22 protein-coding genes are annotated in these 21,047 nt (G+C 41.9%); 8 read left to right on the top strand and 14 right to left on the bottom strand.

Features of this window, described 5'->3' with window-relative positions:
* The first annotated feature begins 10 nt into the window (after positions 1-10).
* The gene (gldM, locus tag M2408_RS19785; protein WP_259186064.1) at positions 11-1,549 is read left to right on the top strand and encodes a gliding motility protein GldM; all 1,539 of its coding nucleotides are present in this window, start codon (positions 11-13) and stop codon (positions 1,547-1,549) included.
* Between the two features lie 123 nt (positions 1,550-1,672).
* Here the strand turns inward: gldM and M2408_RS19780 are convergent, their stop codons facing one another.
* Positions 1,673-2,620 (bottom strand): Rpn family recombination-promoting nuclease/putative transposase, encoded by a 948-nt coding sequence (locus tag M2408_RS19780; protein WP_259186063.1) that lies wholly within the window; start codon positions 2,618-2,620, stop codon positions 1,673-1,675.
* 294 nt (positions 2,621-2,914) lie between these two features.
* Here M2408_RS19780 and M2408_RS19775 point away from each other — a divergent pair, with 294 nt between their 5' ends.
* Positions 2,915-4,084 carry a homing endonuclease associated repeat-containing protein gene (locus M2408_RS19775; RefSeq protein ID WP_259186062.1) on the top strand — a complete coding sequence of 390 codons (1,170 nt, stop codon included), beginning with the start codon at positions 2,915-2,917 and terminating at the stop codon, positions 4,082-4,084.
* A gap of 74 nt (positions 4,085-4,158) precedes the next feature.
* Here M2408_RS19775 and M2408_RS19770 read toward each other — a convergent pair whose 3' ends face one another.
* On the bottom strand, positions 4,159-4,554 hold the full coding sequence (locus M2408_RS19770) for a hypothetical protein (protein WP_259186060.1): 396 nt from the start codon (positions 4,552-4,554) through the stop codon (positions 4,159-4,161).
* A gap of 389 nt (positions 4,555-4,943) precedes the next feature.
* Between M2408_RS19770 and M2408_RS19765 the strand changes: the two genes are divergently transcribed.
* On the top strand, positions 4,944-5,609 hold the full coding sequence (locus M2408_RS19765) for a TetR/AcrR family transcriptional regulator (RefSeq protein WP_259186059.1): 666 nt from the start codon (positions 4,944-4,946) through the stop codon (positions 5,607-5,609).
* A 101-nt stretch (positions 5,610-5,710) separates the two neighbouring features.
* Here the strand turns inward: M2408_RS19765 and M2408_RS19760 are convergent, their stop codons facing one another.
* The 9 genes from M2408_RS19760 to M2408_RS19720 form a co-directional block, all read right to left on the bottom strand.
* Positions 5,711-7,024, bottom strand: a complete 1,314-nt coding sequence (locus M2408_RS19760) for an aminotransferase class I/II-fold pyridoxal phosphate-dependent enzyme (protein WP_259186056.1) — start codon at positions 7,022-7,024, stop codon at positions 5,711-5,713.
* A 239-nt stretch (positions 7,025-7,263) separates the two neighbouring features.
* The gene (locus M2408_RS19755) at positions 7,264-7,413 is read right to left on the bottom strand and encodes a CsbD family protein (protein ID WP_259186172.1); all 150 of its coding nucleotides are present in this window, start codon (positions 7,411-7,413) and stop codon (positions 7,264-7,266) included.
* Positions 7,414-7,555: 142 nt separating this feature from the next.
* Positions 7,556-7,726, bottom strand: coding sequence for a hypothetical protein (locus tag M2408_RS19750; protein WP_259186054.1), 171 nt, complete (start codon positions 7,724-7,726; stop codon positions 7,556-7,558).
* Complete coding sequence (locus M2408_RS19745; protein ID WP_259186052.1) at positions 7,716-7,985, bottom strand: hypothetical protein; 270 nt, start codon at positions 7,983-7,985, stop codon at positions 7,716-7,718. The genes M2408_RS19750 and M2408_RS19745 overlap by 11 nt, the downstream gene beginning before the upstream one ends.
* 121 nt (positions 7,986-8,106) lie before the next feature.
* Entirely contained in the window at positions 8,107-8,589 is a 483-nt protein-coding gene (locus tag M2408_RS19740) for a DUF5675 family protein (RefSeq protein WP_259186050.1), read from the bottom strand.
* 5 nt (positions 8,590-8,594) lie between these two features.
* Positions 8,595-9,224 carry a fibronectin type III domain-containing protein gene (locus M2408_RS19735; RefSeq protein ID WP_259186049.1) on the bottom strand — a complete coding sequence of 210 codons (630 nt, stop codon included), beginning with the start codon at positions 9,222-9,224 and terminating at the stop codon, positions 8,595-8,597.
* A gap of 564 nt (positions 9,225-9,788) precedes the next feature.
* Positions 9,789-10,106, bottom strand: coding sequence for a helix-turn-helix domain-containing protein (locus M2408_RS19730; protein WP_259186047.1), 318 nt, complete (start codon positions 10,104-10,106; stop codon positions 9,789-9,791).
* A 141-nt stretch (positions 10,107-10,247) separates the two neighbouring features.
* A complete protein-coding gene (locus M2408_RS19725; RefSeq protein WP_259186046.1) occupies positions 10,248-11,324 on the bottom strand; it encodes a histidine kinase in 1,077 nt (358 codons plus the stop codon).
* 4 nt (positions 11,325-11,328) lie between these two features.
* A complete protein-coding gene (locus M2408_RS19720) occupies positions 11,329-12,156 on the bottom strand; it encodes a LytTR family DNA-binding domain-containing protein (protein ID WP_259186041.1) in 828 nt (275 codons plus the stop codon).
* Between the two features lie 139 nt (positions 12,157-12,295).
* On the opposite strand from M2408_RS19720, the gene M2408_RS19715 reads away from it, so the two are divergent.
* The 5 genes from M2408_RS19715 (at position 12,296) to M2408_RS19695 (ending at position 15,589) form a co-directional block, all read left to right on the top strand.
* Positions 12,296-12,508, top strand: coding sequence for a hypothetical protein (locus tag M2408_RS19715; protein ID WP_259186038.1), 213 nt, complete (start codon positions 12,296-12,298; stop codon positions 12,506-12,508).
* A gap of 22 nt (positions 12,509-12,530) precedes the next feature.
* Entirely contained in the window at positions 12,531-13,034 is a 504-nt protein-coding gene (locus M2408_RS19710; RefSeq protein ID WP_259186036.1) for a hypothetical protein, read from the top strand.
* Between the two features lie 4 nt (positions 13,035-13,038).
* On the top strand, positions 13,039-13,986 hold the full coding sequence (locus M2408_RS19705; RefSeq protein ID WP_259186034.1) for a hypothetical protein: 948 nt from the start codon (positions 13,039-13,041) through the stop codon (positions 13,984-13,986).
* A 16-nt stretch (positions 13,987-14,002) separates the two neighbouring features.
* Positions 14,003-14,998, top strand: a complete 996-nt coding sequence (locus M2408_RS19700; protein ID WP_259186032.1) for a helix-turn-helix transcriptional regulator — start codon at positions 14,003-14,005, stop codon at positions 14,996-14,998.
* 195 nt (positions 14,999-15,193) lie between these two features.
* Positions 15,194-15,589 (top strand): hypothetical protein, encoded by a 396-nt coding sequence (locus M2408_RS19695; RefSeq protein ID WP_259186030.1) that lies wholly within the window; start codon positions 15,194-15,196, stop codon positions 15,587-15,589.
* Between the two features lie 68 nt (positions 15,590-15,657).
* Here the strand turns inward: M2408_RS19695 and M2408_RS19690 are convergent, their stop codons facing one another.
* The 3 genes from M2408_RS19690 to M2408_RS19680 are packed head-to-tail and all read right to left on the bottom strand — an operon-like array spanning position 15,658 to position 20,830.
* On the bottom strand, positions 15,658-17,064 hold the full coding sequence (locus tag M2408_RS19690) for a RagB/SusD family nutrient uptake outer membrane protein (RefSeq protein ID WP_259186028.1): 1,407 nt from the start codon (positions 17,062-17,064) through the stop codon (positions 15,658-15,660).
* Complete coding sequence (locus M2408_RS19685) at positions 17,061-20,207, bottom strand: SusC/RagA family TonB-linked outer membrane protein (RefSeq protein ID WP_259186024.1); 3,147 nt, start codon at positions 20,205-20,207, stop codon at positions 17,061-17,063. Before M2408_RS19685 ends, M2408_RS19690 begins: the two co-directional genes overlap by 4 nt.
* Positions 20,204-20,830 (bottom strand): TlpA family protein disulfide reductase, encoded by a 627-nt coding sequence (locus tag M2408_RS19680; protein WP_259186021.1) that lies wholly within the window; start codon positions 20,828-20,830, stop codon positions 20,204-20,206. The genes M2408_RS19685 and M2408_RS19680 overlap by 4 nt, the downstream gene beginning before the upstream one ends.
* Positions 20,831-21,047: the final 217 nt, after the last annotated feature.

Here is a 21,047-nt window from a genome sequence, read left to right as displayed (position 1 = left end):
ATTAGAAAAAATGGCATTAGGAAGAGAAACGCCAAGACAGCGGATGATCGGCATCCTCTATCTGGTACTATTGGCCTTATTAGCGCTCAATGTACCGGATTCCATCTTGGATGCATTCAAAAATATCAATAATAGTCTCGAAACATCCAAGTCAAATGTCAATACAGCTGTACAACAGCTGTTTGCTGCATTTGAAAATACCAAGTTAAAAGAAGAACCGGCACGTGCAAAGCCTATTTACGATAAAGCTAAAAAGGCGCAGGCCATTATTGGCGAATTGGATAAATATATTCTGTCCCTGAAAGAAGAATTTGTGAAACAGGGCGGTGGTTACGATGAAGAAAAAGGAGATCTTGTCAAACGGGAAAATGAAGATATCTCGCCCAATCTGATGATCAACGAGAAAAAAGGTACTATCCTCAAGGATAAGATCAATGACACGCGTGCCAAGTTATTGGCATTGCTTACCCCGGAGGAGCAGAAAATGGTCTCCTTCTCTCTGGAAGCCAAGAATCCTGAAAAGTCTGTTAATGGCAAGAAATCCTGGGAAGAAATTAATTTTGGCAGTGGCACACCATTGACTGCAGCAATGACCATTCTGACGAAGATCCAGACCGATGCACAAAATGCAGAGTCAGATGTTGTTAAGATTATCTTAGGTAAAATGGACCAGGCAGTAGTCAATCTGGATAAGTTTGCCGCAGTAGCCGTGGCACCTACCTCGTACCTCGTACAGGGACAACCGTACAAAGCTGAGGTCTTCTTGACTGCCTCAGATTCCAAATCCGAACCAGCAATTTCGGTCAATGGCTCATCTCTACAGATTGTAGATGGTAAAGGTGTCTACTCGGTACCGACTAATCGAGAGGGTATCTTCTCATGGACTGGGGTTATCAAAGTTAAACAGACAGATGGATCCTTTAAGGAATATCGTACACCGCAGCAGACCTATCAGGTGGCCCGTCCTTCGGCGGTTGTATCACCGGATAAAATGAATGTACTGTATATCGGGGTCAATAATCCCATATCGGTTTCCGCTCCGGGAACACCTACGGATAAAGTTCATGTGAATATGAGCGGAGGTGGCAGTATATCCAGCGCAGGAGGTGGTAAATATAATGTACGGGTAAGTTCACCTGGCACAACTCGTATCTCCGTCTCGGCCGAAGTCGCTCCTGGTAAAACACAGACGCTGAGCTCAACCGAGTTTCGTGTCAAAAGAATCCCGGATCCTATTGCAAAATTTGCCGGTAAAACAGGCGGATCAATGGCGACCGTCGCACTGAAAGCGCAGAATGCCTTATTTGCCAAACTGGACAACTTTGACTTTGATGCTTCTTTTAAGGTCACCAAGTTCACGATGATCCTGGCTAAGCCGCGGGCTGATGCTATTGTCCTATCCACTTCGGGTGGTCAATTGAGCTCCAGCATGTCCTCGGCATTAAATGGTATTGTACCGGGTACTCGTGTTATCTTTGATAATATCGTAGCCGTGGGTCCCGATGGAACTTCCAGACAGCTCAATGCCGTGGCATTGACAGCAAATTAGAAAAATCACCCCTACATTTATACATCGGACCTTCTCCTTTAATGGAGGAGGTCTTTTTTACGAAAAAAGTCTACCCCTATCTTAATAGACGTAGACCAATTATTTACCACTGGGAAATTCTCGTTATTTAAGTTTCTGGATCTCTTGTTGGGTCAATCCTGTAATTTGAGCAATCTGCTGTATGGATAAGTCTGCCTTCTTCATTTCTATTACCATTGCTTCAATTCTAGCCTGTTCTTCACGCTTACTTTTTGCAATTCCCTGTTCAATTCCCTGTTCAATTCCTTGTTCGATTCCTTGTTCAATTCCTTTTTTTATTGCCTTTTCGAGCTCTTGCTCCTGATATTGGCGCACAGCTTCTGCGTCCCACTTCCGTTTTAGACTTACATTATACATATCGCGTTCCTCCTTTGTCATGTGACTATATTCCGCAATTTTAAATAACTTCTTAAAGATCGGCTGTCGTTGATACGATGGTAATTTATCCATGTTTGACATGTGACATAATACATGGAGCCAACGTTCCAAATCCGTTGTTAGTTCCTCTTCAGCTTTTACAAAATTAAGCAATTGAATGTAAATAAACCCTAGATCTTCGTAAAAAATCTCACCTGTCTCCCTGTAACACAAACAAATATCATGCAACACCTGATCTCTACTGTTTGTATCCTGAAAAACAAAGCCATCCATTAACACAATAACGTAAACTTCGCTAATAGCATAATTCCACTCTCTGCGATTCCCCTTGGGCGCCTGATCGGCAATAATTTTGCTGCCATAATACAACATTCGTTTTTTAAGATTGACCTGGGAACTTCGCTGTACTTCGATAATGAACTGCTCTCCGCTTATTGAAGTGCAGGTAAGATCAAAAATTACCGAACCAATATCTCCGGCGTCGCCGACATATTCATTTTTATTGTAAACTAAGTCTACAATCTCCTTGCGCCCATTAAACAAGCCATTAAGAAAAGATATGAGCAAATCTTTGTTGGGCTCTGACCCAAAAATACGTTTGAAACCAAAATCCGTAGTAGGATCTATAAATTTGGTTGTTAAATTACTTTTCATATTTTTTTGAATTGGTTATTGTACAAATTTAAACAAAATACTAATATTATTAGCATTTGCCGTCAATTTTTTCGGTATTTGCATATTGAAATACCTCGATATTGAAGTTGGACGTAGGATTTCCCTCTATTATGAGATAAGCAATATAATATCCGTATTAAATCATTTGTAAGACAAATATCTTGTATCAAGAGGAAATATTATTATATTTAGTTATTTCATATGCAGCTTTTCAGATCGATAAACTGCAGAATATTTTTCTATATAGAAAAAATAACAAGTTTATAGGGGATTTTGAAACAAACACAAGAAGTTATTATTGCCGACGCGTTTTCCAAAGTGAACGAATTTTACAGCAAGCATGGCAGAACACCGGTCCGGCGAGAGATGGAAAATATCAATACCATCGCACGTCGCTATTTTGGTACATGGAACAATTTTATTTGTGCGGCAGGATTTAAGCCCAACGTCAATAAAACAAAAATTGAAGTTGAAGCCGAACTTTTTGCCCTTTTAAAAGATTTTTATAGCCAAAAAGGACGCATCCCTATGCGCAGGGAATTTTCAGCAAAATCATCGAGTATAACTAAGTATTTCGGATCGTGGAATAAGTTTATCGTCGCAGCAGGCTTTGAGGCAAATGAACGTCGGATACCATCTATTGGAAAACTAAAAAATTCACTTGTCAAATTTTATATCAAACAAGGGCGATCGCCCAATATATCAGATTGCACTAGGAAGAACGGGCTCTACAACCCATTATCCTATTACAGGCATTTTAAGGTCAACTGCTGGGCTGATGTATTAGAGCATGTCAAATTACCTAGCTACTTTCGGATTACAACGATGACAGTAGCCGAAGCCAAAGAGAAAGTGATTAAGTTAATCAAAAAACATCGTATCAAATATTACAAAGACTACAATCGGCTAAAGCCAGAAAATTATCCTTCGGTGTGGTACCTGAAAGAAAAATTTGGTTGGAACAACTTATGTTATCTCGCAGGTACCAAAACCCCTGTAACAAAATTTAGCATCAAAGATTATTACTTGAGTTTAGCCAAGGAGCTTGGTAGAACACCAACGACAAAAGAGCTAGAAGCCAAAATGGGCGTTACTTCCGGTGCGATGGTCTGGAAAACCGGCCAACGCTTAAACCACTTTATCCAGTCCTTCGGCCAGCAACCAGCGCATAAGGCCCCGGAGCGTTGCAAGCTCAGCAAAAAGCAGCTTGCGGAACTCTATAAATCCAAAAGCATCGAACATGGTTATCCGCAAGGCATGCCACGCAGCAAACTGGAAGCGCTTACCGGTTACTCTAGGGATATATATGAATATCGTTTTTTTTCAATGAACGGGTTGCGACTTTTTTGCGGATTCGAACTTTTACAAAGTGGCAATAAACGTTACACGGAGGAGGAACTGCGCGATATCTTGAAGAAGCCTCTTTATGCCAAAAGAAACTAACTGAAGGGATATGCACATAGAAAGAGCCATTCCCAAAATGGCAATGGCTCAAAAAAGAATTCAATCTATTCCTGTTATTTACGCTGGCAATCGGCTGTCCAGACCTTGTCATCTTTGGTATAACCGATCGTTAATTTGCCGGCATCAATACGAATTACTCCAGTACCCGCCGAGCCAATATTAATCAACACATTGTCCTTTTCTTCGAAGTCAACACCATTTAGATTAGGAATACTATTGCCAAAAGCAAAGTTATAGGTATTACCGGTTTTTGTTACTGTAATGGTACCATCTGCAGAAGCGACATCCTTACTATTATCCTTCAGGTCGTCAAATGCGATCTTCCCTTCATATTTACCGATAAAAAGATTGTTGTCTGCAGGATCATCATCTTTGCTGCATGATGTGAAGCTGATTATCGCTGTCAAAATAAGCATACCTAATCCCAAAGTTTGAATAAATTTTCTCATCGTTCGTGTGTATATGTAAATCAAAATTTTATTAAAAATCGATAGGTTAAATCCAAACTTTATGCCATCGCAGCCTTCACAAGACAAGACCCGTATCAATCGAAATATAAAAAGTACTAATACAGATCAAGCGTATAAATACTTTTACCGTCGAAATCGGGGCATCTACTCGCGCAGATGCCCCGCTCCTATTTTCGTCGGAATATCCGATTTAACAGCCTGCTCAGCAGAAAGCCTACCAACTCAGATAATGAGTGGGGAGAAGATGCAATATTTTTTATAACCAATCGTTTAAATAACTTACAACTCTTTAACTAATTAAAGGTATGCTAAGTTAATTTTTTTATATTTGATATTAATCTTTAAATCTTTCGATTTCAAGCAGTATTATGGCCAATAAACAACAGTCGAGAAAAAAATATCAAGGAGAAAAAAATAATAAAGAACGAACCATGGGGAAGTTAATTGCTTCCGTTGGCAAAGTACTTGAAGAAAAAGGTTATCCCGGTCTTACCATTGCCAATATTTCAAAAGAGGCAGGCGTAGACCGAAAGCTCATTGGTCTATACTTCGGCACACTGGACAAGCTAGTTGAAACTTACATCAGGGGTAAAGACTATTGGCTTACTGCGACAATGAGCGCTGTGGGATATTTTGGGAATGCGCCCGAGATAGGGTCAAGAGGTTTTTTGGAATCTTTATTATTAAATCAGTTTGAAGATTTTCTTACTAATACAGAAATGCAAAAGATTTTGGCCTGGCAGATCTGCGAGGAATCTACACTAATGTCTGAAATTTCGCAGGAACGAGAAAAGATGAGTGCACTATTCTTTGCCTTTGCAGATAAAGAACTTGAAGGCAAAGACCTCGATCTCAGGGCAGTTGTCACTATTCTGGTTGCAGGAATCTATTATATTGTTCTTCATGCAGCGCATACAAAAAGTACCGTCTGTGAAATAGACATCTCCACCCCAGAGGGATTGAACAGGATCAAAGCTTCGATCAAGAACATTTTAGGGTGGGCATATGACTCGGTCGAAGAGTCTGCCGGATAGCAAAGCGTATATTCTCAGAATAATTCCAAAAATTCATAAGAGGACATCTAATAGCAATGCCCTCCTTACTTTCCGTTTAGCAGAAAATGGCATGGTATGCTCTATTCTTTTTCAGGGCTATATTCGCTAATGAATTCGCCTGCTGGACGATCCTCCAAACGGGCGACGACCTTGAATGCGCTATAGATCTGATCAACAGAATATTGATGCTCACCTAAAATTTCAAAAAATACTTCATTCAGCGTCTTTACCATTCTTTCTATCTGATCGAAGGATTGCAGTGTTGTAATTGTAAATCTTATACCGGAATGGTTTTTGGACACAGCAGGAAATACCCCAATATTCAACAAAAATCCGCGCTTGATCATTTTTTCCATAATAATGTATGCCAGCTCGGCCCTCGATGTACCAACGAAGAATATCCCCGAATCAAAATTCGAAATTAATGGCAATGAAGTTGCTTTAAATAATGAGTTTGCGTATTTTATCCTCTTTGCCAGTTCAGTTTGTAGCACATATATTTCATCCGTTAAATGGATTTTTGCAGAGGCAACTGCAGCACCTAAGGTCGCTGGCTGCAAGGGACCGGAGGAATTGAATGGAGCCCCACAGGCACGCACCCTTCTGGCGATTTCCTTATTCGGGAAAACCAAAATACCTCCGCCTGTAGCAAAGGCTTTGGCCATCGATGAGGCGACAATCATTCGCTCGTGTATGGTATGGTTACTAAGTATGTATCCTCTCCCGTTTTTGCCCATTATACTCATACTGTGCGCATCGTCGATATACGTATGGAATGTGGGAAAGGAATCCAACAAATCAAAGATTTCATCAACAGGACAGCGATCACCAAACATAGAATACACCCCATCAGCAAAATACCAAACCCTTTTATACGTTTTTTGGAGTGTTTCGATGCGTTCCTTCAGTACATCTAAGCGGTTATGCCGGAGGACTTCAAAGTGAATTGGCCAATTTGCCCTAAATACATTTATACCGCTTAATACCGAATTATGAAGTTGCTGATCGGCGATGATAGCATCTCCAACGTCCAGAATAACAGGTATGGCAGACAAATGTGCGAGTGTTGTCGTCGGGGCAACAATGGTAGGTGCTTCAAAAATCTCGCTCATTAAATCTTCCAGTTCCCTATATAAATCAATGGAAACGTATGCTCTCGATTCGGAAAATTGCACACCATATTTTTCTATAGCAGCTATTGCAGCACGTTTTAAACGTTCATCATGCTCCAGTCCAAGATAGCTGCAAGAGGTAAAGTTCACTAACTCGGAGTCATTGATGCGAATAAGGTTGTCGGTTGTCAGATTACCTTCCTGAGTTAAATGAAGTATACCTCTTTTAACGCCTTCAGAAATGCTCTGATCAATAGCGCTCATAAAATTATGATGATTCATGCTTTGTTGGATTTAATATTTAAGTTCTCTATTAAAGTTATCGAATTTGGCCTAAATAGCAGAGATATTTCTAGTTATTTGATAAAGATATTGCGTAAACATCAACATGCTATTGCCCGCAGTACAGAATTACTGAAATAGCAACATCAAAACATTTTACCTATCTAGGCTTATTTCAAAAAAAAACGGATAACATTACTGCTATCCGCTTTTCCTATTATCACAAAAAACACTTATTTCTACAATCCGTTCAGCCAACTATTCACCTCATCCTGTGTTTTTCCAGTCTTCTTCTGAAGTTTACCAACCAATTCATCCTCTTTGCCTTCTGCATACAATAAATCATCATCCGTAAGATCTGCATACTGCTGTTTTACTTTGCCTTTAATTTCATTTCAACGGCCTTTCCAAGTTAATTCGCTCATGCTATTTCCTTTCGTTGTTTATAAATAGAACAGCCTGCAGCAGGAATCGTTTAAAAGAAATTGTTATAAAATGTTAAATTATATAAGCAGCGCATTTGCATTCATTTTATTGTTTACGCTTAAATATCCGATTTAAAAGACGGCTTAATAAGAAGCTCACAAGCGTTCCGACCAATGCTGTCAATGCGCCGTTAAGCAGGTCACCTACTGAAAAAGACGCCCAGATACCGCAGAGTGTGCCACCAATTGCCGACAACCGCATATCACTAAGTTTCATCAATCACTCCTTTCTCTGCGGGGTTTACCCTTTGCATATCTTGGGCCTGTTCCTCGAGCCGTCCCTCTTTATCTTCAGGTCCTATTTCATCCTTCTCCCCTTCACTTATCATCTGATCGTCTTCGTTTATGACCGATTCGATGATCCCAAGTCCCAGCACAAAATACTGGACGATATTTAATGCCTTTGCAGGCAGCTTTATCGGTGCCGCAAGTACTAGTCCCAATACCTTTCCTATTTTATTAATTACCTTTTTCATCCGTATAAATTTTTTATTTTGTGTCAGCCTCATCTTTTTCCTTTAAGGCATTATTTATAAGTATTTATTTTCAATTGTATTCATGAGCTCTTCTCACTCGGTTTATGCCGTCTTTGGTGATTTACACACCCCGGCTCAAACTGGCATAGTTGCCTCCCATCAGCCTATTTTCGATGGATAGGATGACCTTGCCGCTTTTTATATGATCGATCACCACTTGATATAAATTCTGGTAAGCCTGCTGTGACTGATAGACTTCATAGTCTTCGCGGAGCTTGTCTCTATGAAAGTAAGTCCCCACCAACAGGCAGCCGGCCGTATCCGCATGCGTATTGCCGATATGGATATAGACGCTACTGAAAGCTGGTACATGCTGTATCTCGATCATCCCCTGATGCATATCCGGAAAACGCTTCTTATAAGCGGTATTCATTCCGCCCCAATAGTTAACCCTCAGACTATACCTCCCGGCCGGAATGCAAGTCTGTTCTTTGATTTTATGGTCACGTATACTGTCTTCAAGGACATAACATTGAAACAGTCCGTCTACATATAATTCAGACAGGGTACTATTTTTCCCCTGTCTGACTCTTTTGAGCAGCATGTGCATTAGCGTACCAGGATATTGGCCGAATCACTCCAGTCGCCAACCCCTTGGGTATTGATTGCGCGCACCTGCACTTCGTAGAACTGCCCCACTTCCAGGGGCGCGATAATGTTGCTCCTTGACGAAGTGGTCGTAAAGCGGTCGCCCCATTCGATCGGATTATCCCTTCGGATGCGATACCGGTATTCGTAGATAGTTGCTATCTTTTGGGGCGCAAAGTCCAGCTTCACCTGCCCGGACTGCCGTCCGTCCGAGAGCCGCACATTATCCACTTTGAGTGGCACCTGATTGGCAAAGGAGGTGCTATTGGTTGGGAATCCCGAACTTAATAACGTGGAGAGATGGCCCTGAGCCACCGAATTGACGTAGTATCCGAGCTGCTGCATCACCACAATAAGCGGGCTACGGCTCTCATCTTTGAGAGCGGTATCTTCGGGCGAACCACGTTTACGGGCAATGGCCAGCTTGGCCGTGAAATCATCCAACAAGGTCTGTATATCCGTCAATGCGGGCGTCGGTGCCGGGTACTTGGCATTGCCGGTCATTGCACCGATAATTGTATTGCAGCTGATGACTAGTTCATCATCTTTCATTTTTCCAAAGCCAATCAGGGCTTTCATTTTTGTTGCCATATTCTTTGTATTATGACCTCCCATTTCTACTATGCATGTGGGCAGGTCTGTTTAATAATCTGTTTGTTAACGCTTAAATATTCCTCGCGAGATTATCTAATGACACAAACATATCATGGGAACTGACCGAAAATGAAGTTTTGACCCAGATTGAACGTAATTGAACCTATTTGAGCCAACCTGATCGGCAAAGTGCCAGAAAGGGATGATTTTGCGGTGTGACTGCTCAGCTTCGCACAATAAAATAGCGATTCCGTCCCCTGGAATATTCGCGCAATCCAAGGACTGACACAAACAGACCAATGAAAAGTTCATTTCCCCGGGCGGGGAAATGAAACAGACGGGTGACTGTTTCATATTTCCGTGTGACTGAACAGTAAATTCCCCCGACTGCACCAACCAGTCAAGGGAATTTCTCAATCGGCCGAATGACTCTCCGTTTCTACTATGGAGAAAAAACAAACAGTCAAGCGTTTGTTTCATACTTTTGGTTGGCAAGACTGCAAAAGTATGGCGCGGAAATACTATTCCCTGGGGGTATTCCACCTCAAAAAAGTCCGGAACTTATATTTTTCCTTTGAGCCTGCTCCGTTCGAGTGCCTCGATCAGATCTTCTTCAAAGTAGCGGTCATCGCCGGTGAGTGTCATCGGATTGAGCAGCCCCTCCCGCACACGGCGTTTATAAGTCGAAATGCTGATACCGAGATAATCGGTCACTTCGGTATGTGTCCAGAGTTTACGCTCGCGTAAAGGTTTTTGTTCCACTTTCTTTACTTTAAGGATGAGGATCAACGTGATCAGCAGGTGGTATATCGCCACTAAAATTTTGGTCAATTTTTCAATACGATCTATTAATGTATGTAAGAATACACTTAGGTTCATGGTCTATGGGTTTAAGACCATCGACGCACAGGTAGGGTTATTTCTAGGGATAAAGAAATATCAGCTCTATTTCAAGGTCTGCCAAGCCCTGCGAAATAAAAGAAATACCCACGGATGGTAAAGGTTTATAATTGCTTTAAATTACGCATTTTTCTGCTCTATTTCAGCATTGGCTATGCTATGCTGATAAAAAGAGACCGACACCATAAATACAGATTCATTATTAGACACCGTCAGAACGCCATGCTGCGGATCCAGTAACCGCAGCTGGCGCTCTATTCTTTGTAGCGTTGTATTGTGACTTATCTTACCTGTCACCGCTTTGGCGGCGATCCTGTTAGATACCTGCAGCTGCATCCTATTATCCTCTGCCATGGTAATCATTATCCGTATAGGGTACGTCTTCACGGATGTCTCTCCGTATTGCAATGCATTTTCGACCAGATTGAACAGGAGCATTTTGGGAACTATATAAGCTCCGTCCGATATATTCTCCACTTTTAGCGAAATTGAATGTCCCTTTATAAATTCATACATCCCTACTAATTTATCGACCATTTCCATCTCCCTCCTTAAGTAAAACCATGTATCATGATTACTCATATATACCTTGGCTATATTACCCAATATACCTACAGCGAGCAATGCATTTGCCGGTGATTTGCGAATCAATGCCCGGATGGTAGCCATACTATTTGTTATAAAATGAGGATCGAGGTCTTTTGTCAGGGCAATTAATTCCCAATTTATGGATATATGTTCGATTTCGTTAAGCCGCTGCTGCACTTCCCGATAGGCTAACCACTTATCGACACCAAATTGCCAGCTATACATAAAGAAAGCTACCAGTACGGGCGGAATGATTAAAAATATCACGGGCCAGAAATTTTCAATATCCCATTTTCCCGGTGTCCATTTCAATGCACCCGTATACAGGCTAATCAAGATTGGAATAGAACAAAAAAACAGAAAAATTAGCATGACGAAAGTAATCAACAGCCAGGCATTATACCTGGACCATATAAAAAGTCTAGGGAGTATCAGATGTATAACCACCATGTATATAATACCCGTCAGGCTCAAGGCAGTCAATTGATCCCGCCAATCCTGAAATGCCGAAGGTATGATAAGGAAAATATAAGCCAGCGCAAAGACAATCGCGGCGCTCAGTACAATATTTTTGAGCCAGGTAAGCATAAATTGTTTTCTCGCTGGCATGACCTTACAATTTGTGGCTAATATCCATCATTTTCAATCTTCTATTGAGTTCATCAGCACGCGATCTTGAAACAGATAGAAATTTTGGTCCGACATTGACTCCTTCCAGACTCACTTTTTTAACATAATTTAAATTAATGAATACAGACTGATCGACTCGGACAAATCTCGGATCATGCTGGAGTAGATCTTCCATGTCTATCATCCTTTTATTGAGCACCCCCAGCAAGACAAACTCATCATTTGACCTAAGCGCGTAAAAATGAATGTAATTTCCTTTTTTTTCCAAATAAGCAATTTCCGCAAGTGCGATCGGGACTTTTGCATATACCCTTTTATTTTCTGGATGTTTTCGCATTGGAGGACCATTCTTTCGTGCAAGATGGAGTTCGCTATTTGGATCAACGAAATCCAGAAAAATGGTCGGTTCGGTCTTGGGGGACTGATCAGCACTATTGGCGGAGGCTTTACTTTGTAAATGCTTTAACAAGTCCAGCAGTTCATCCACCTCTACGGGCTTGGACAGGAGGCCATCAACATGCACTTTATGCCCCTTTAAAGCATATTCATTAGCAAAACCTGTAACAAACACAAAGTGAGAACAATAATCACGGAGCCTCTTGATCGCATCCAAGCCCGAATAATCGGGCATCTCAATATCGCAGAAAATAATATAAGCCTTCTCGTCCGCCTTTAAAAAATACAGTTCAGCATCTCTTACTGACATAAATTTACCTTCTATCTGAAATAAGCCAAGCTCTTCCAATACGGCGGCTGTATCCTCCAGTGCACCATACAGATCATCGATTATAACCACAGGAAATTTGCTCATAATAGGTTTATGTTGATTGGTTACAAAAATAGTTATAGCCGTAAAGTAAATAATTACAGCCGACATAAACAAATAGTTAACCCAAAGTTATCCCTTGATTTTAACAATTTAAAGAAATAAACAAAAAAATACTTATATCATGAAACAATCCAAGTTATTCAACTATCTCATTTGCGCAGGCCTCTTTTTTGCGCTAAACGTCGATCCTACTCCCGTCGTGCCCGGGCAGAACATAAACAACAAAAATTACATACATCTGCAGGCGGTGGACAATCCCATTCAAGATGGACTATCCACCCGTTTATTCTTTCCTTCTTCGCCCAAAGAACAGTTTACAAAACAATTAAAATAGCAGTTACACTCCACTTAAACCTATGTTAAGACTGATTTTTACGCTGGGCTGTGCCATACATTTCTGTATGGCATCAGTCTACAACCTACGGATCATTTTTAAACTTCCGGATCATTTGCCAGATATATTCGAGTATGCTTACCTCTATCAGGACCTCGCAGGACTGAGTGGAGGCTATACTTTCTATGGCCCCAGCGTAGGCATGCAGGTACAGCTTGAATATATCCAATATCAAGAGGGTAACGAAACTCTGCTGAGCGAACCACGCATACAAAGTACCACCGGAATGCTCCGGCTCAACAGTTACCTGCAATTGGGTTCATCATTCGTTGACAGCAGTCAGTCCTACCTACAGGATCAGGTGCGTGCTTCAATCAGCAACCTAACAGGGAGTCTGCCTGATATTGAGGCCGCCGACAGCATTTCATGTCGTTTAATAACGAAATATATACCAGCATTAGGTCAAAAAGGTGAGCAACTCCTTTCATCCCCATACATTATTCTTTTTGAGTATATCAAAAATTAAGATTATGAACAAGGAAGAACAACTAAGCACCGATACGATCCTACCTATTATGTTTAGGGGACTAGGTCTGCTATTGGCCATAGACATGTGGCGGCTATGGCCAGACCTCAGTATGCTATTTGGCCAGGGCACTTTTCTGAACGAGCACAGCATTTCATGGCAGCAAAGACCAGATACACTATCTATCCACACCCTAATTGCCAATTTATCGGAGTACACAATAGCCAGCCTAGAGTGGATCCATTTCTTTGGCTTGCTATACATCATCTGTGGGTTAGCCTTGTTTTTTGACCACTATCGCAGAGCCGCAATGCTGGGGCTCATTATATTGCATTATCTTTTTTTTATCGCCAACTATACCTGGAGCTACGGAGCAGATTATCTCGCACAGGCAGGTTTGTTTACCGGCCTCATATTCTGTTGTTTAGAAAGTCGTGGCCTACCTCACCAAAGATGGGCCCGACTTGGGTCCACAGTTTTTAGGTTACAGCTTACTGTCGTGTATTTTTTTGCAGGCTTGGGTAAAGCCATGGGCCCCACCTGGTGGAATGGCGAAGCGATATGGAAAGCCATTCAGCAACCCTTGAGCCCCTCATTGTTCAGTATTCCCCAATCTGCTCATCAGCTTACAAATATTTGGGCCGGACTAGGAATCGCCACATTGCTTTTAGAATTGGGATCCCCATTGCTCTGGATCAATGGCCGAATCCGTATCTACGTCAGTACCGGCATCATTTTGATGCACGTCGGCATAGCCTTGACGATGGGCTTGATCCATTTTTCCTGTGTGATGATCTGGTACAACCTCTGTGCCTGGAATCATCCACTCTTACATCGCATTGCCAAGCCAATTATAAAACCTCTTGAGACCACCGAGCCAACGTTACAGGTGCGAACAGCGACAGCGGATCTCGATACAAGGGAAGGAGGTAATAACAAACACATTAAATAACCAAAAACCATAATTTATGAAAAAAACATTCCATTTTAAGCTACCCGAGGTAGATCAATTTAATCATCAAGTGAGCGCATTTTTGCCCAAGCTGGCCGATTCAGCGCTACAGCGGTATGAGGATTCAGGCATTCAGCTTGTCGAAGAATACATCGACTATCATAGCGTCATTTTTTACCGGTTGCAGGCCCATGTGCAAGTACCCAACAGGCTATCCATCGAAACGTGTAAAGCAGATTACCACCTACTGTACAATCTCCATTCACCTACCGAAATCATACTTGAGCAAGCATCAGGTAACAGCCGGGCAGCGCTTCCCTCCGCATGCGCCAGCTATATCTATATTCCCAATGGGGCCCTCCATACAGACCTAGCCCCCAGCGAGTATCTGGTATATGGCGTTTTGGTCGACATAGGCTATATAAGACCCGCCATATACCAGAAGCACCATTTTCTATCAGAATTCAGATCCGCCCATTTACGGGATAAAGATCGGTTTTATCAGAGTGCCATCTGGCCTATCAAAGAGCGGACCTGCTATCAGCTGTCCCAGATTGAAACACGTTTTTTCAAGTATCATAAGGACAACGAAGCCCTGGCGGTCAAGCTCGTCTATGACCTGTACGATATTGCTATTTACAAAAATTTTGAGGGGCATGAAAAGATCAATCCGGATGAGCTGCTGGCCGAACGCGCCTTACAGATGATCAGCGATCAGGTACTGCAGACCTTTAGCTACTGTTCGATCCGGGCCATTGCCGATGCACTGGAGACGGACATCAGTAAACTGGGCAAAGTCTACAAGTCGACGTACGGTGAAACGCCAAAGCAGACCTGGAATAAGCTCTTAATCCAAAAGGCCAAAGATTTGTTGCTCATAGGGTATTCTGTCAAAGAGGTTTCCAATTATTGTGGCTATGGACATCAGCAAAATTTCTCGACTTTTTTCCAGAAGCAGACAGGAGTCGCTCCGGGGGACTACGGTACCGATAGAAATGAGGGCGAACGATAGCTATTGATCGAAAAATCATACAATGGCCTACCGAAAAGTCATACATCCATGGAAGATTGCGGTCCTAACTTTGGTATAAGATAACAGATCGGCTGAGCTCAGGTAGTATAAGTTGGTCACTAGGGAACCACTCCACGGCTGATCCAGGAGGATAATAAGGATAGGTAACTTTTTTAAAATTATAAACATAGAAACATGAACAAAGTAGTAAAAAAAGTGATTGGCACACTGGGGACAGGAGCCTTGATCGCAGGTATTATCATCGGTGCGAATGCGAATGATAAAAAGGAAGCAGTGAAAGTAAATAAAGTGGATCCTGAACTTAAGGAATGGCATTTTGATGGAGCGACGAATCCTTCAAACAATGATCCTACAAATGCTGAACAATATTCGGAAGGTAAAAGTTCAACATGTCCCGGTTTGGCCCAAACGGCCTGTAATTTAAACGCGCCGGAAACAAGTCCGAACTCGGGTGTTATAGATCTGAATTACATGGTACCAGGAACGGGTCAAAGCGTACAACAACGCATTCAATCAGCTATTGCATCAAGTACTCCAAACGAAACAGTCGAGTCCTTTCGTGCAAACTAAGTGAAACACTTAGACGAGAGGTATTTAAACAGGTGCTATCTAAATAAGTAGGATAGCACCTGTTTTTGTTAAAGTGGATTCTGTTGCATACCCGACAGCTGGATCACATCATCAGGAATCTGAAAAGCATACCTCTTATCATTGGCGGGTAACTCATAAGCCTTCCACTCCCCATCCAACAAAAGATTTCGTCTTAAATCTTTTTTAAACCGCTTATCATAATTCAACCTCCTGATATCCGTCCATCTCAACCCTCTAAATAAAAGCTCCTTGCGTCGTTCGTTGAGAATATAGCGCAAGACCTCATCTTGTAGCTGTATCCCCCCAGGAAAGATAAATCCATTTCGATATCGCTTATCCAGCAAGGATTTTAAGGCAGCTTTAGCCATGTCAAGCCGGCCTTGTCGTGCAAGGCATTCAGCCTTGATGAGATAAAGCTCATCCGTTGCAATACCATTAAAAAATACAGAATTATAAAATCCGATATAGCTACCTTTAAAAGCCACCGTCCCGTCTGACTTTAGGTTAAAAAACAATGCTTTTCTGAGGTCGTCATCCTCATAACTGCGGTATAGTATTGTGTCGACATTAGCTATGCTAGGGTCTATTGCAAACACCGTCGCATTATAACTTAAAAATATCGTCTCCGGATTCAAGATCTCAAATGGTGTCGCACTTTGAAAATTTCTATCCTTATAATCCATGAGAATATCATTTATATTCAATGCACGATCAGTATAAAGAAGAGCTTGATCATAAGCGCCCATTGTAAGACAAAGGCGGGCTAACATAGCCAAGCTAGCCAACTTTGAAGGACGCATTGCAGTTTCCGATCTGTCCGGCAGTAGTTGGACAGCTTCCATTAAATCTTTCTCTATCTGGACATAGGTATCTTCTAGAGAAGACCTGACCGATCTTTCCTCAAAGTCTGGCGTTAACCTTATTGGCACTCCGAGATTCAACTTGTTATATTCAGCATCGCCACTTTTATAAGCTTCACAATATACTTGAGCCAATTGATAAAATGCATATGCCCGGAAAAAAAGTGCCGACCCTTTAATGGAATTATAAATCTCGCTACTGCCACCATCTATTTTCTTTAATTGCTCCAGTACCGTATTTGCATTAAAGACTACACGGTATATATTTGAGTAATTCATATTTCTTTCCGCAACTGTGAAGTATGCATATGGCCGCCAAGTATAGGCTTGCTTTTCTAGTTCGGAGAGCGCATTATACGAAGCCCCAGATATATAAAAATCATCTGCTCCAACCTCTATCAACCCAGATCCCATATAGATATTCATTATATTATTGTTATCCAGCAAAGCCTGTAGCGCTGGCAATGAATTAGGGATCACCAGCGCGCTCTCTGCCTTTTTATCCAAAAATTTATTGCAGGAATGCAGAAAAAACAGTGTTGCACAGCAGCATACAGTGCATGCAATTCTTGACCAATAAGATATCATTTTCATTTTTGTAAGTTTAAATTAACACCTATTGCATAAATACGACTGGGTGGAGTAGCAAAATAATCCGGATCTAATCCATTTTTATTGGCCCGCCATAATATCCCCACATTATTGACCGACGCAGTAAACCGCAGCGGTACCTTGGTAAGGCCGTAGCTCAACTGGATATCCTGTAGCCTGATTACATCTCCCTTTAAGACATTAGCTTCGGAATATCGATAAAATCTGTCCCTATTCGCATCTCCGGGATAGATCATGGAGGGCACGGTCGCCCTCTTTTCGTCACCAGGCTGCCGCCATCGGTCGTAATAATCACTATGTCCGCCCATCACGATAGACGTACCGGCATAGCTCACTGTGTTTTTCTTAAAGTAGTGTCCAAATTTGTAATTGACAGAGAATGTAACCACCAGTGATTTCCAAGCAATCATGCCCCTAAAAAAGCCATAATATTTGGGCAGTGCGTTACCATAATATCGCATATACTGCAATGAATCGTTCATCATTTTGGTGTAGGATTTAGATAAGTCATCCTTTAGATAACCCTGCGGGTCGCCGTTTTCGGGGTCTAACCCTGCAAATCGGTAAGCGAAAATCGGATACATCTCTTTTCTAATAATCGGATTGATGATTCCACCGTTATTTTCAACATACACAGAAGAAGAATATAGTGCGCCTTTATATTCTTTGACCACAGTACTCGACTTAGAAAGCCCTATTGTAGTACGCCACTGCAGGCGACTTGTTATAGGAGACGAAATTTCAATTTTGGCATCAAAACCTTTACCCCTGATTTTACCAATATTACGCTGTACCTCTGCAAATCCTGTCGTCGGATCGATCTGATCCGGTGCGATCAGATCGATAGACCATTTGTCATACCATTCAAACGAACCTGAAATTCTATTCTTAAGAATTGCGAAATCCAGTCCATTATTCCACGTCCGTACCTCTTCCCACTTTAAATAAGGGTTTGGGGGAGTAGAGATGATACCAAATGGATAGTTTGTATAATTAGCGGCACTGGAATAGGTCATAATCGGATCACGAGTCGCTCCAACGCTGATATTACCACTAGTACCATAGGTACTCCGAATACGCAGATTATTTAACCAGGTGTAGTTTTTCAGGAATGTTTCCTTTGACAAGTTCCAGGCTGCCCCCACTGACCACAGCGGATTCCAGCGCTCGTTGGTCACTACCCCGAACTTATTGCTTCCGTCCTTGCGCATAGATCCGGTCAATATATATTTCCCCTTATAGGCGTATGCTCCATTTGCATAGAGCGATATAAATCGCTGGACGCTTGCACTGTTGGAGCCACTATACGGGATGTAAGCATTATTATACAAATTATCATAAGTTGGATAAGCATTGACATAATCCACTTTCTTTACGGTCAATACATCCGTATCCAGTCCATAATTACGGTACGAATTTCCCTGCGACTGGCGATCGCTCCATTCGGATCCTATGAGCAGGTTGAGCTTGTGCGTATCGTTCCAATTTTTATCGTAATCTAGCTGCGCTCTTACACGATGTCCGACCATCTCGTTGTACGATCGGTCTTCGATAGCACCTTTTGGCACAATATATTTTACATTTCCGTCCTTATCAACCTGTGTGAATCTATTGATAAGGTCCCTGGAAAAGAAGCTATTCTCTTCGTACAGCGCCCTTCCTTTAGACTTTTGGGTTTCCAACCCATACAATAGTTGCATATTTAACCCTTCCATCAGTTTGTAAGTTGTGGTCAGATTGGCAGCCATATGAGCAATATTACCCCGGGATTGACTCTGTCCCAAATCATCAAAAGGATTTAGTGTCCAATCCATCAGTTTACTTTTGGTCAGGCTCTTTAGGTAATCCGGGTTTAATAAATAAGGCACCATGATACCATTGCTATTATCGTCAAAAAGCCTCGTATACGGATAAGTAACATAGTTACTTATCCCGAGCGAAGATCTCAACATCTTGGTGGCATAGGAAAGATCCGCCTGGATCTGCAGTCGACGACCAATCCGAAATAGATTGTTCTGCCTTAGGCTTATGCGGTCATCGCTATTCATCAATTCATTTGCCAGAGATCTATCCCAACCAACTGACAGACTATGATCAGACCTAGGTGAGCCATTATTTATACGCAGATAATGCTGTTGCAGGCCACCCCAACGATAAAATCTTTCTTTATCTTTGCGCACATCATTACCCCTCAACCCATCGATATACTGCATCGCTGCATCATGGGATATCTCGCCGGTTTTGGCTTTCTGCAGCATACTGACCACTGGCGATGGAACGATCTTTCTTAGCGAAAGTGGATTAGTAAAGAGATTGTTATAATGCCCCTTATCAAACAGCATCATTTCGACATCGATGGCATCAGTAGCTTTTACAATTGGCGTATAATAAAGATCTTCAGGAGCCTGAAGAGTCCAACTGGAAGAAAAAGTGGCCTGAAATCTACTATTTGCTTTTTTCGTGGTAATAACGATTACACCGTTTCCAGCCCTCGCTCCCCAGATTGAGGTGGCGGCTGCATCCTTGAGCAAAGTAACGGATTCGACATCATTAGGGTTAATCTGATCCAGCGAGCCTTCAAAAGGAAAATTGTCAACGACAATCAACAGTGCTATGTTGGCCCCTGAGAACGAGTTTAGACCGCGAATATTTAGCTGCGCGCTTTTATTTCGATTATCAAACTGCAATCCAGTCGCCACCCCATCCAATTGTCCTAATATAGAAGTTGACACCCTTCTTTTCAGCAATTCAGCATTCAGGTGTTCGAAAGAACCAGTAGCTCTTTCTTTTGGCAATTTTTGAAACCCATCACTATACACCACTGCTTCGTCCAGCTGTATATGATTTCGTTTGAGCACAATACTAAGGGGTGCGACGTTTGTCACCAGCAACGTATCGGAAATGTATCCAAACTTATTGCTATTGATCAGGACTGGCAGTTTTAATACATTGAATGAAAAAAAACCAACATTGTCTGTGGTCGCCAATAATTCATTTACGCTATTACGGAGCATAGCCTGTGGTATGGGGTCTCCCGCCTCATTCTGCACCTTACCCGATAGCGATACCTGACCGAATACATCCCTTATAAACAGCAGGATCAATAGTACAAGGATCGGTCTCATTTCTTTCTACCTTTCCTTTTATTGGTCAGTACTTCGATTTGGTTCTCATTGAGAAAGTCCGAGATCGATGTTGCGCCTAAGCGCCCAAAGTCATCCAACCAAATAAATATCGGTACAGACTGATGTGGGAATAGTTGCTTTAAGTAGCTATCAAATAGTATGGAAGGTGTTTTTGTACGGTATTTGGCATATTTTTCACCTACAAAGATATCAACTACTTTTGCCGTATCAAGGTCATAACTATTGACGAGCAGAAAATTAATATCATCTCCATAGCGCTCTTTAAAGCGATCTAGTTTAGGAAAATTAGGCATGCAGGAAGTGCACCAAGTGGCCCAAAAATCTAAGATTAATGGTTTACCGCGATATCTCTCCAGTGTCTGCTTTTTATAAGTACCATTCTCAAAAACTGTAAATTGGATGGACCAAAACTCCTCGGGCACTCTAAACCCGAGCATGACCGGATCTGTATGACTAGGCCCATCGGCCCCGCTGTCCTTGCGGGGCATCTGAGCCGATAAACTAAACATAGAAACTAAGCATAGGATAGATAGTAGGGCACTATTTAAGCATGTTGTCTTCAGATGGGGCAAGACCTCTCCTACCCTAAAAAAATGTCTCATTTTTTAAGTTTTAATGGAGTGGCCTAAGGCAGAGATTATCCTGTCCGATTGGAATCAGCAATTTCATCCCAGGGTCTGCCTGGGACCACTCCGGTAAATAAATAGAACTATTAATAGGTTCTCAGATGCGGTTTAAGACAGTTACATGTGAATAGATATGGACGATACCGCATCCGTTGGAAAAATGAAAAACCGACCCAACTTATAGAAATTCTAT

The organism is Sphingobacterium sp. BIGb0165, assembly GCF_024810095.1.
GTDB lineage: Bacteria > Bacteroidota > Bacteroidia > Sphingobacteriales > Sphingobacteriaceae > Sphingobacterium > Sphingobacterium detergens.
The sequence above is the reverse complement of the archived record's forward strand: the minus strand, read 5'-3'. Positions and strand labels throughout refer to the sequence as shown.

Bases quoted from the DNA above. Each gene is read 5' to 3' on its own strand.
- gldM (WP_259186064.1), top strand. From the start codon at position 11: ATGGCATTAGGAAGAGAAACGCCAAGACAGCGGATGATCGGCATCCTC.
- M2408_RS19780 (WP_259186063.1), bottom strand. From the start codon at position 2,620: ATGAAAAGTAATTTAACAACCAAATTTATAGATCCTACTACGGATTTT.
- M2408_RS19770 (WP_259186060.1), bottom strand. From the start codon at position 4,554: ATGAGAAAATTTATTCAAACTTTGGGATTAGGTATGCTTATTTTGACA.
- M2408_RS19765 (WP_259186059.1), top strand. From the start codon at position 4,944: ATGGCCAATAAACAACAGTCGAGAAAAAAATATCAAGGAGAAAAAAAT.
- M2408_RS19760 (WP_259186056.1), bottom strand. From the start codon at position 7,024: ATGAATCATCATAATTTTATGAGCGCTATTGATCAGAGCATTTCTGAA.
- M2408_RS19750 (WP_259186054.1), bottom strand. From the start codon at position 7,726: ATGAAACTTAGTGATATGCGGTTGTCGGCAATTGGTGGCACACTCTGC.
- M2408_RS19745 (WP_259186052.1), bottom strand. From the start codon at position 7,985: ATGAAAAAGGTAATTAATAAAATAGGAAAGGTATTGGGACTAGTACTT.
- M2408_RS19740 (WP_259186050.1), bottom strand. From the start codon at position 8,589: ATGCTGCTCAAAAGAGTCAGACAGGGGAAAAATAGTACCCTGTCTGAA.
- M2408_RS19735 (WP_259186049.1), bottom strand. From the start codon at position 9,224: ATGGCAACAAAAATGAAAGCCCTGATTGGCTTTGGAAAAATGAAAGAT.
- M2408_RS19730 (WP_259186047.1), bottom strand. From the start codon at position 10,106: ATGAACCTAAGTGTATTCTTACATACATTAATAGATCGTATTGAAAAA.
- M2408_RS19725 (WP_259186046.1), bottom strand. From the start codon at position 11,324: ATGCCAGCGAGAAAACAATTTATGCTTACCTGGCTCAAAAATATTGTA.
- M2408_RS19720 (WP_259186041.1), bottom strand. From the start codon at position 12,156: ATGAGCAAATTTCCTGTGGTTATAATCGATGATCTGTATGGTGCACTG.
- M2408_RS19715 (WP_259186038.1), top strand. From the start codon at position 12,296: ATGAAACAATCCAAGTTATTCAACTATCTCATTTGCGCAGGCCTCTTT.
- M2408_RS19710 (WP_259186036.1), top strand. From the start codon at position 12,531: ATGTTAAGACTGATTTTTACGCTGGGCTGTGCCATACATTTCTGTATG.
- M2408_RS19705 (WP_259186034.1), top strand. From the start codon at position 13,039: ATGAACAAGGAAGAACAACTAAGCACCGATACGATCCTACCTATTATG.
- M2408_RS19700 (WP_259186032.1), top strand. From the start codon at position 14,003: ATGAAAAAAACATTCCATTTTAAGCTACCCGAGGTAGATCAATTTAAT.
- M2408_RS19695 (WP_259186030.1), top strand. From the start codon at position 15,194: ATGAACAAAGTAGTAAAAAAAGTGATTGGCACACTGGGGACAGGAGCC.
- M2408_RS19690 (WP_259186028.1), bottom strand. From the start codon at position 17,064: ATGAAAATGATATCTTATTGGTCAAGAATTGCATGCACTGTATGCTGC.
- M2408_RS19685 (WP_259186024.1), bottom strand. From the start codon at position 20,207: ATGAGACCGATCCTTGTACTATTGATCCTGCTGTTTATAAGGGATGTA.
- M2408_RS19680 (WP_259186021.1), bottom strand. From the start codon at position 20,830: ATGAGACATTTTTTTAGGGTAGGAGAGGTCTTGCCCCATCTGAAGACA.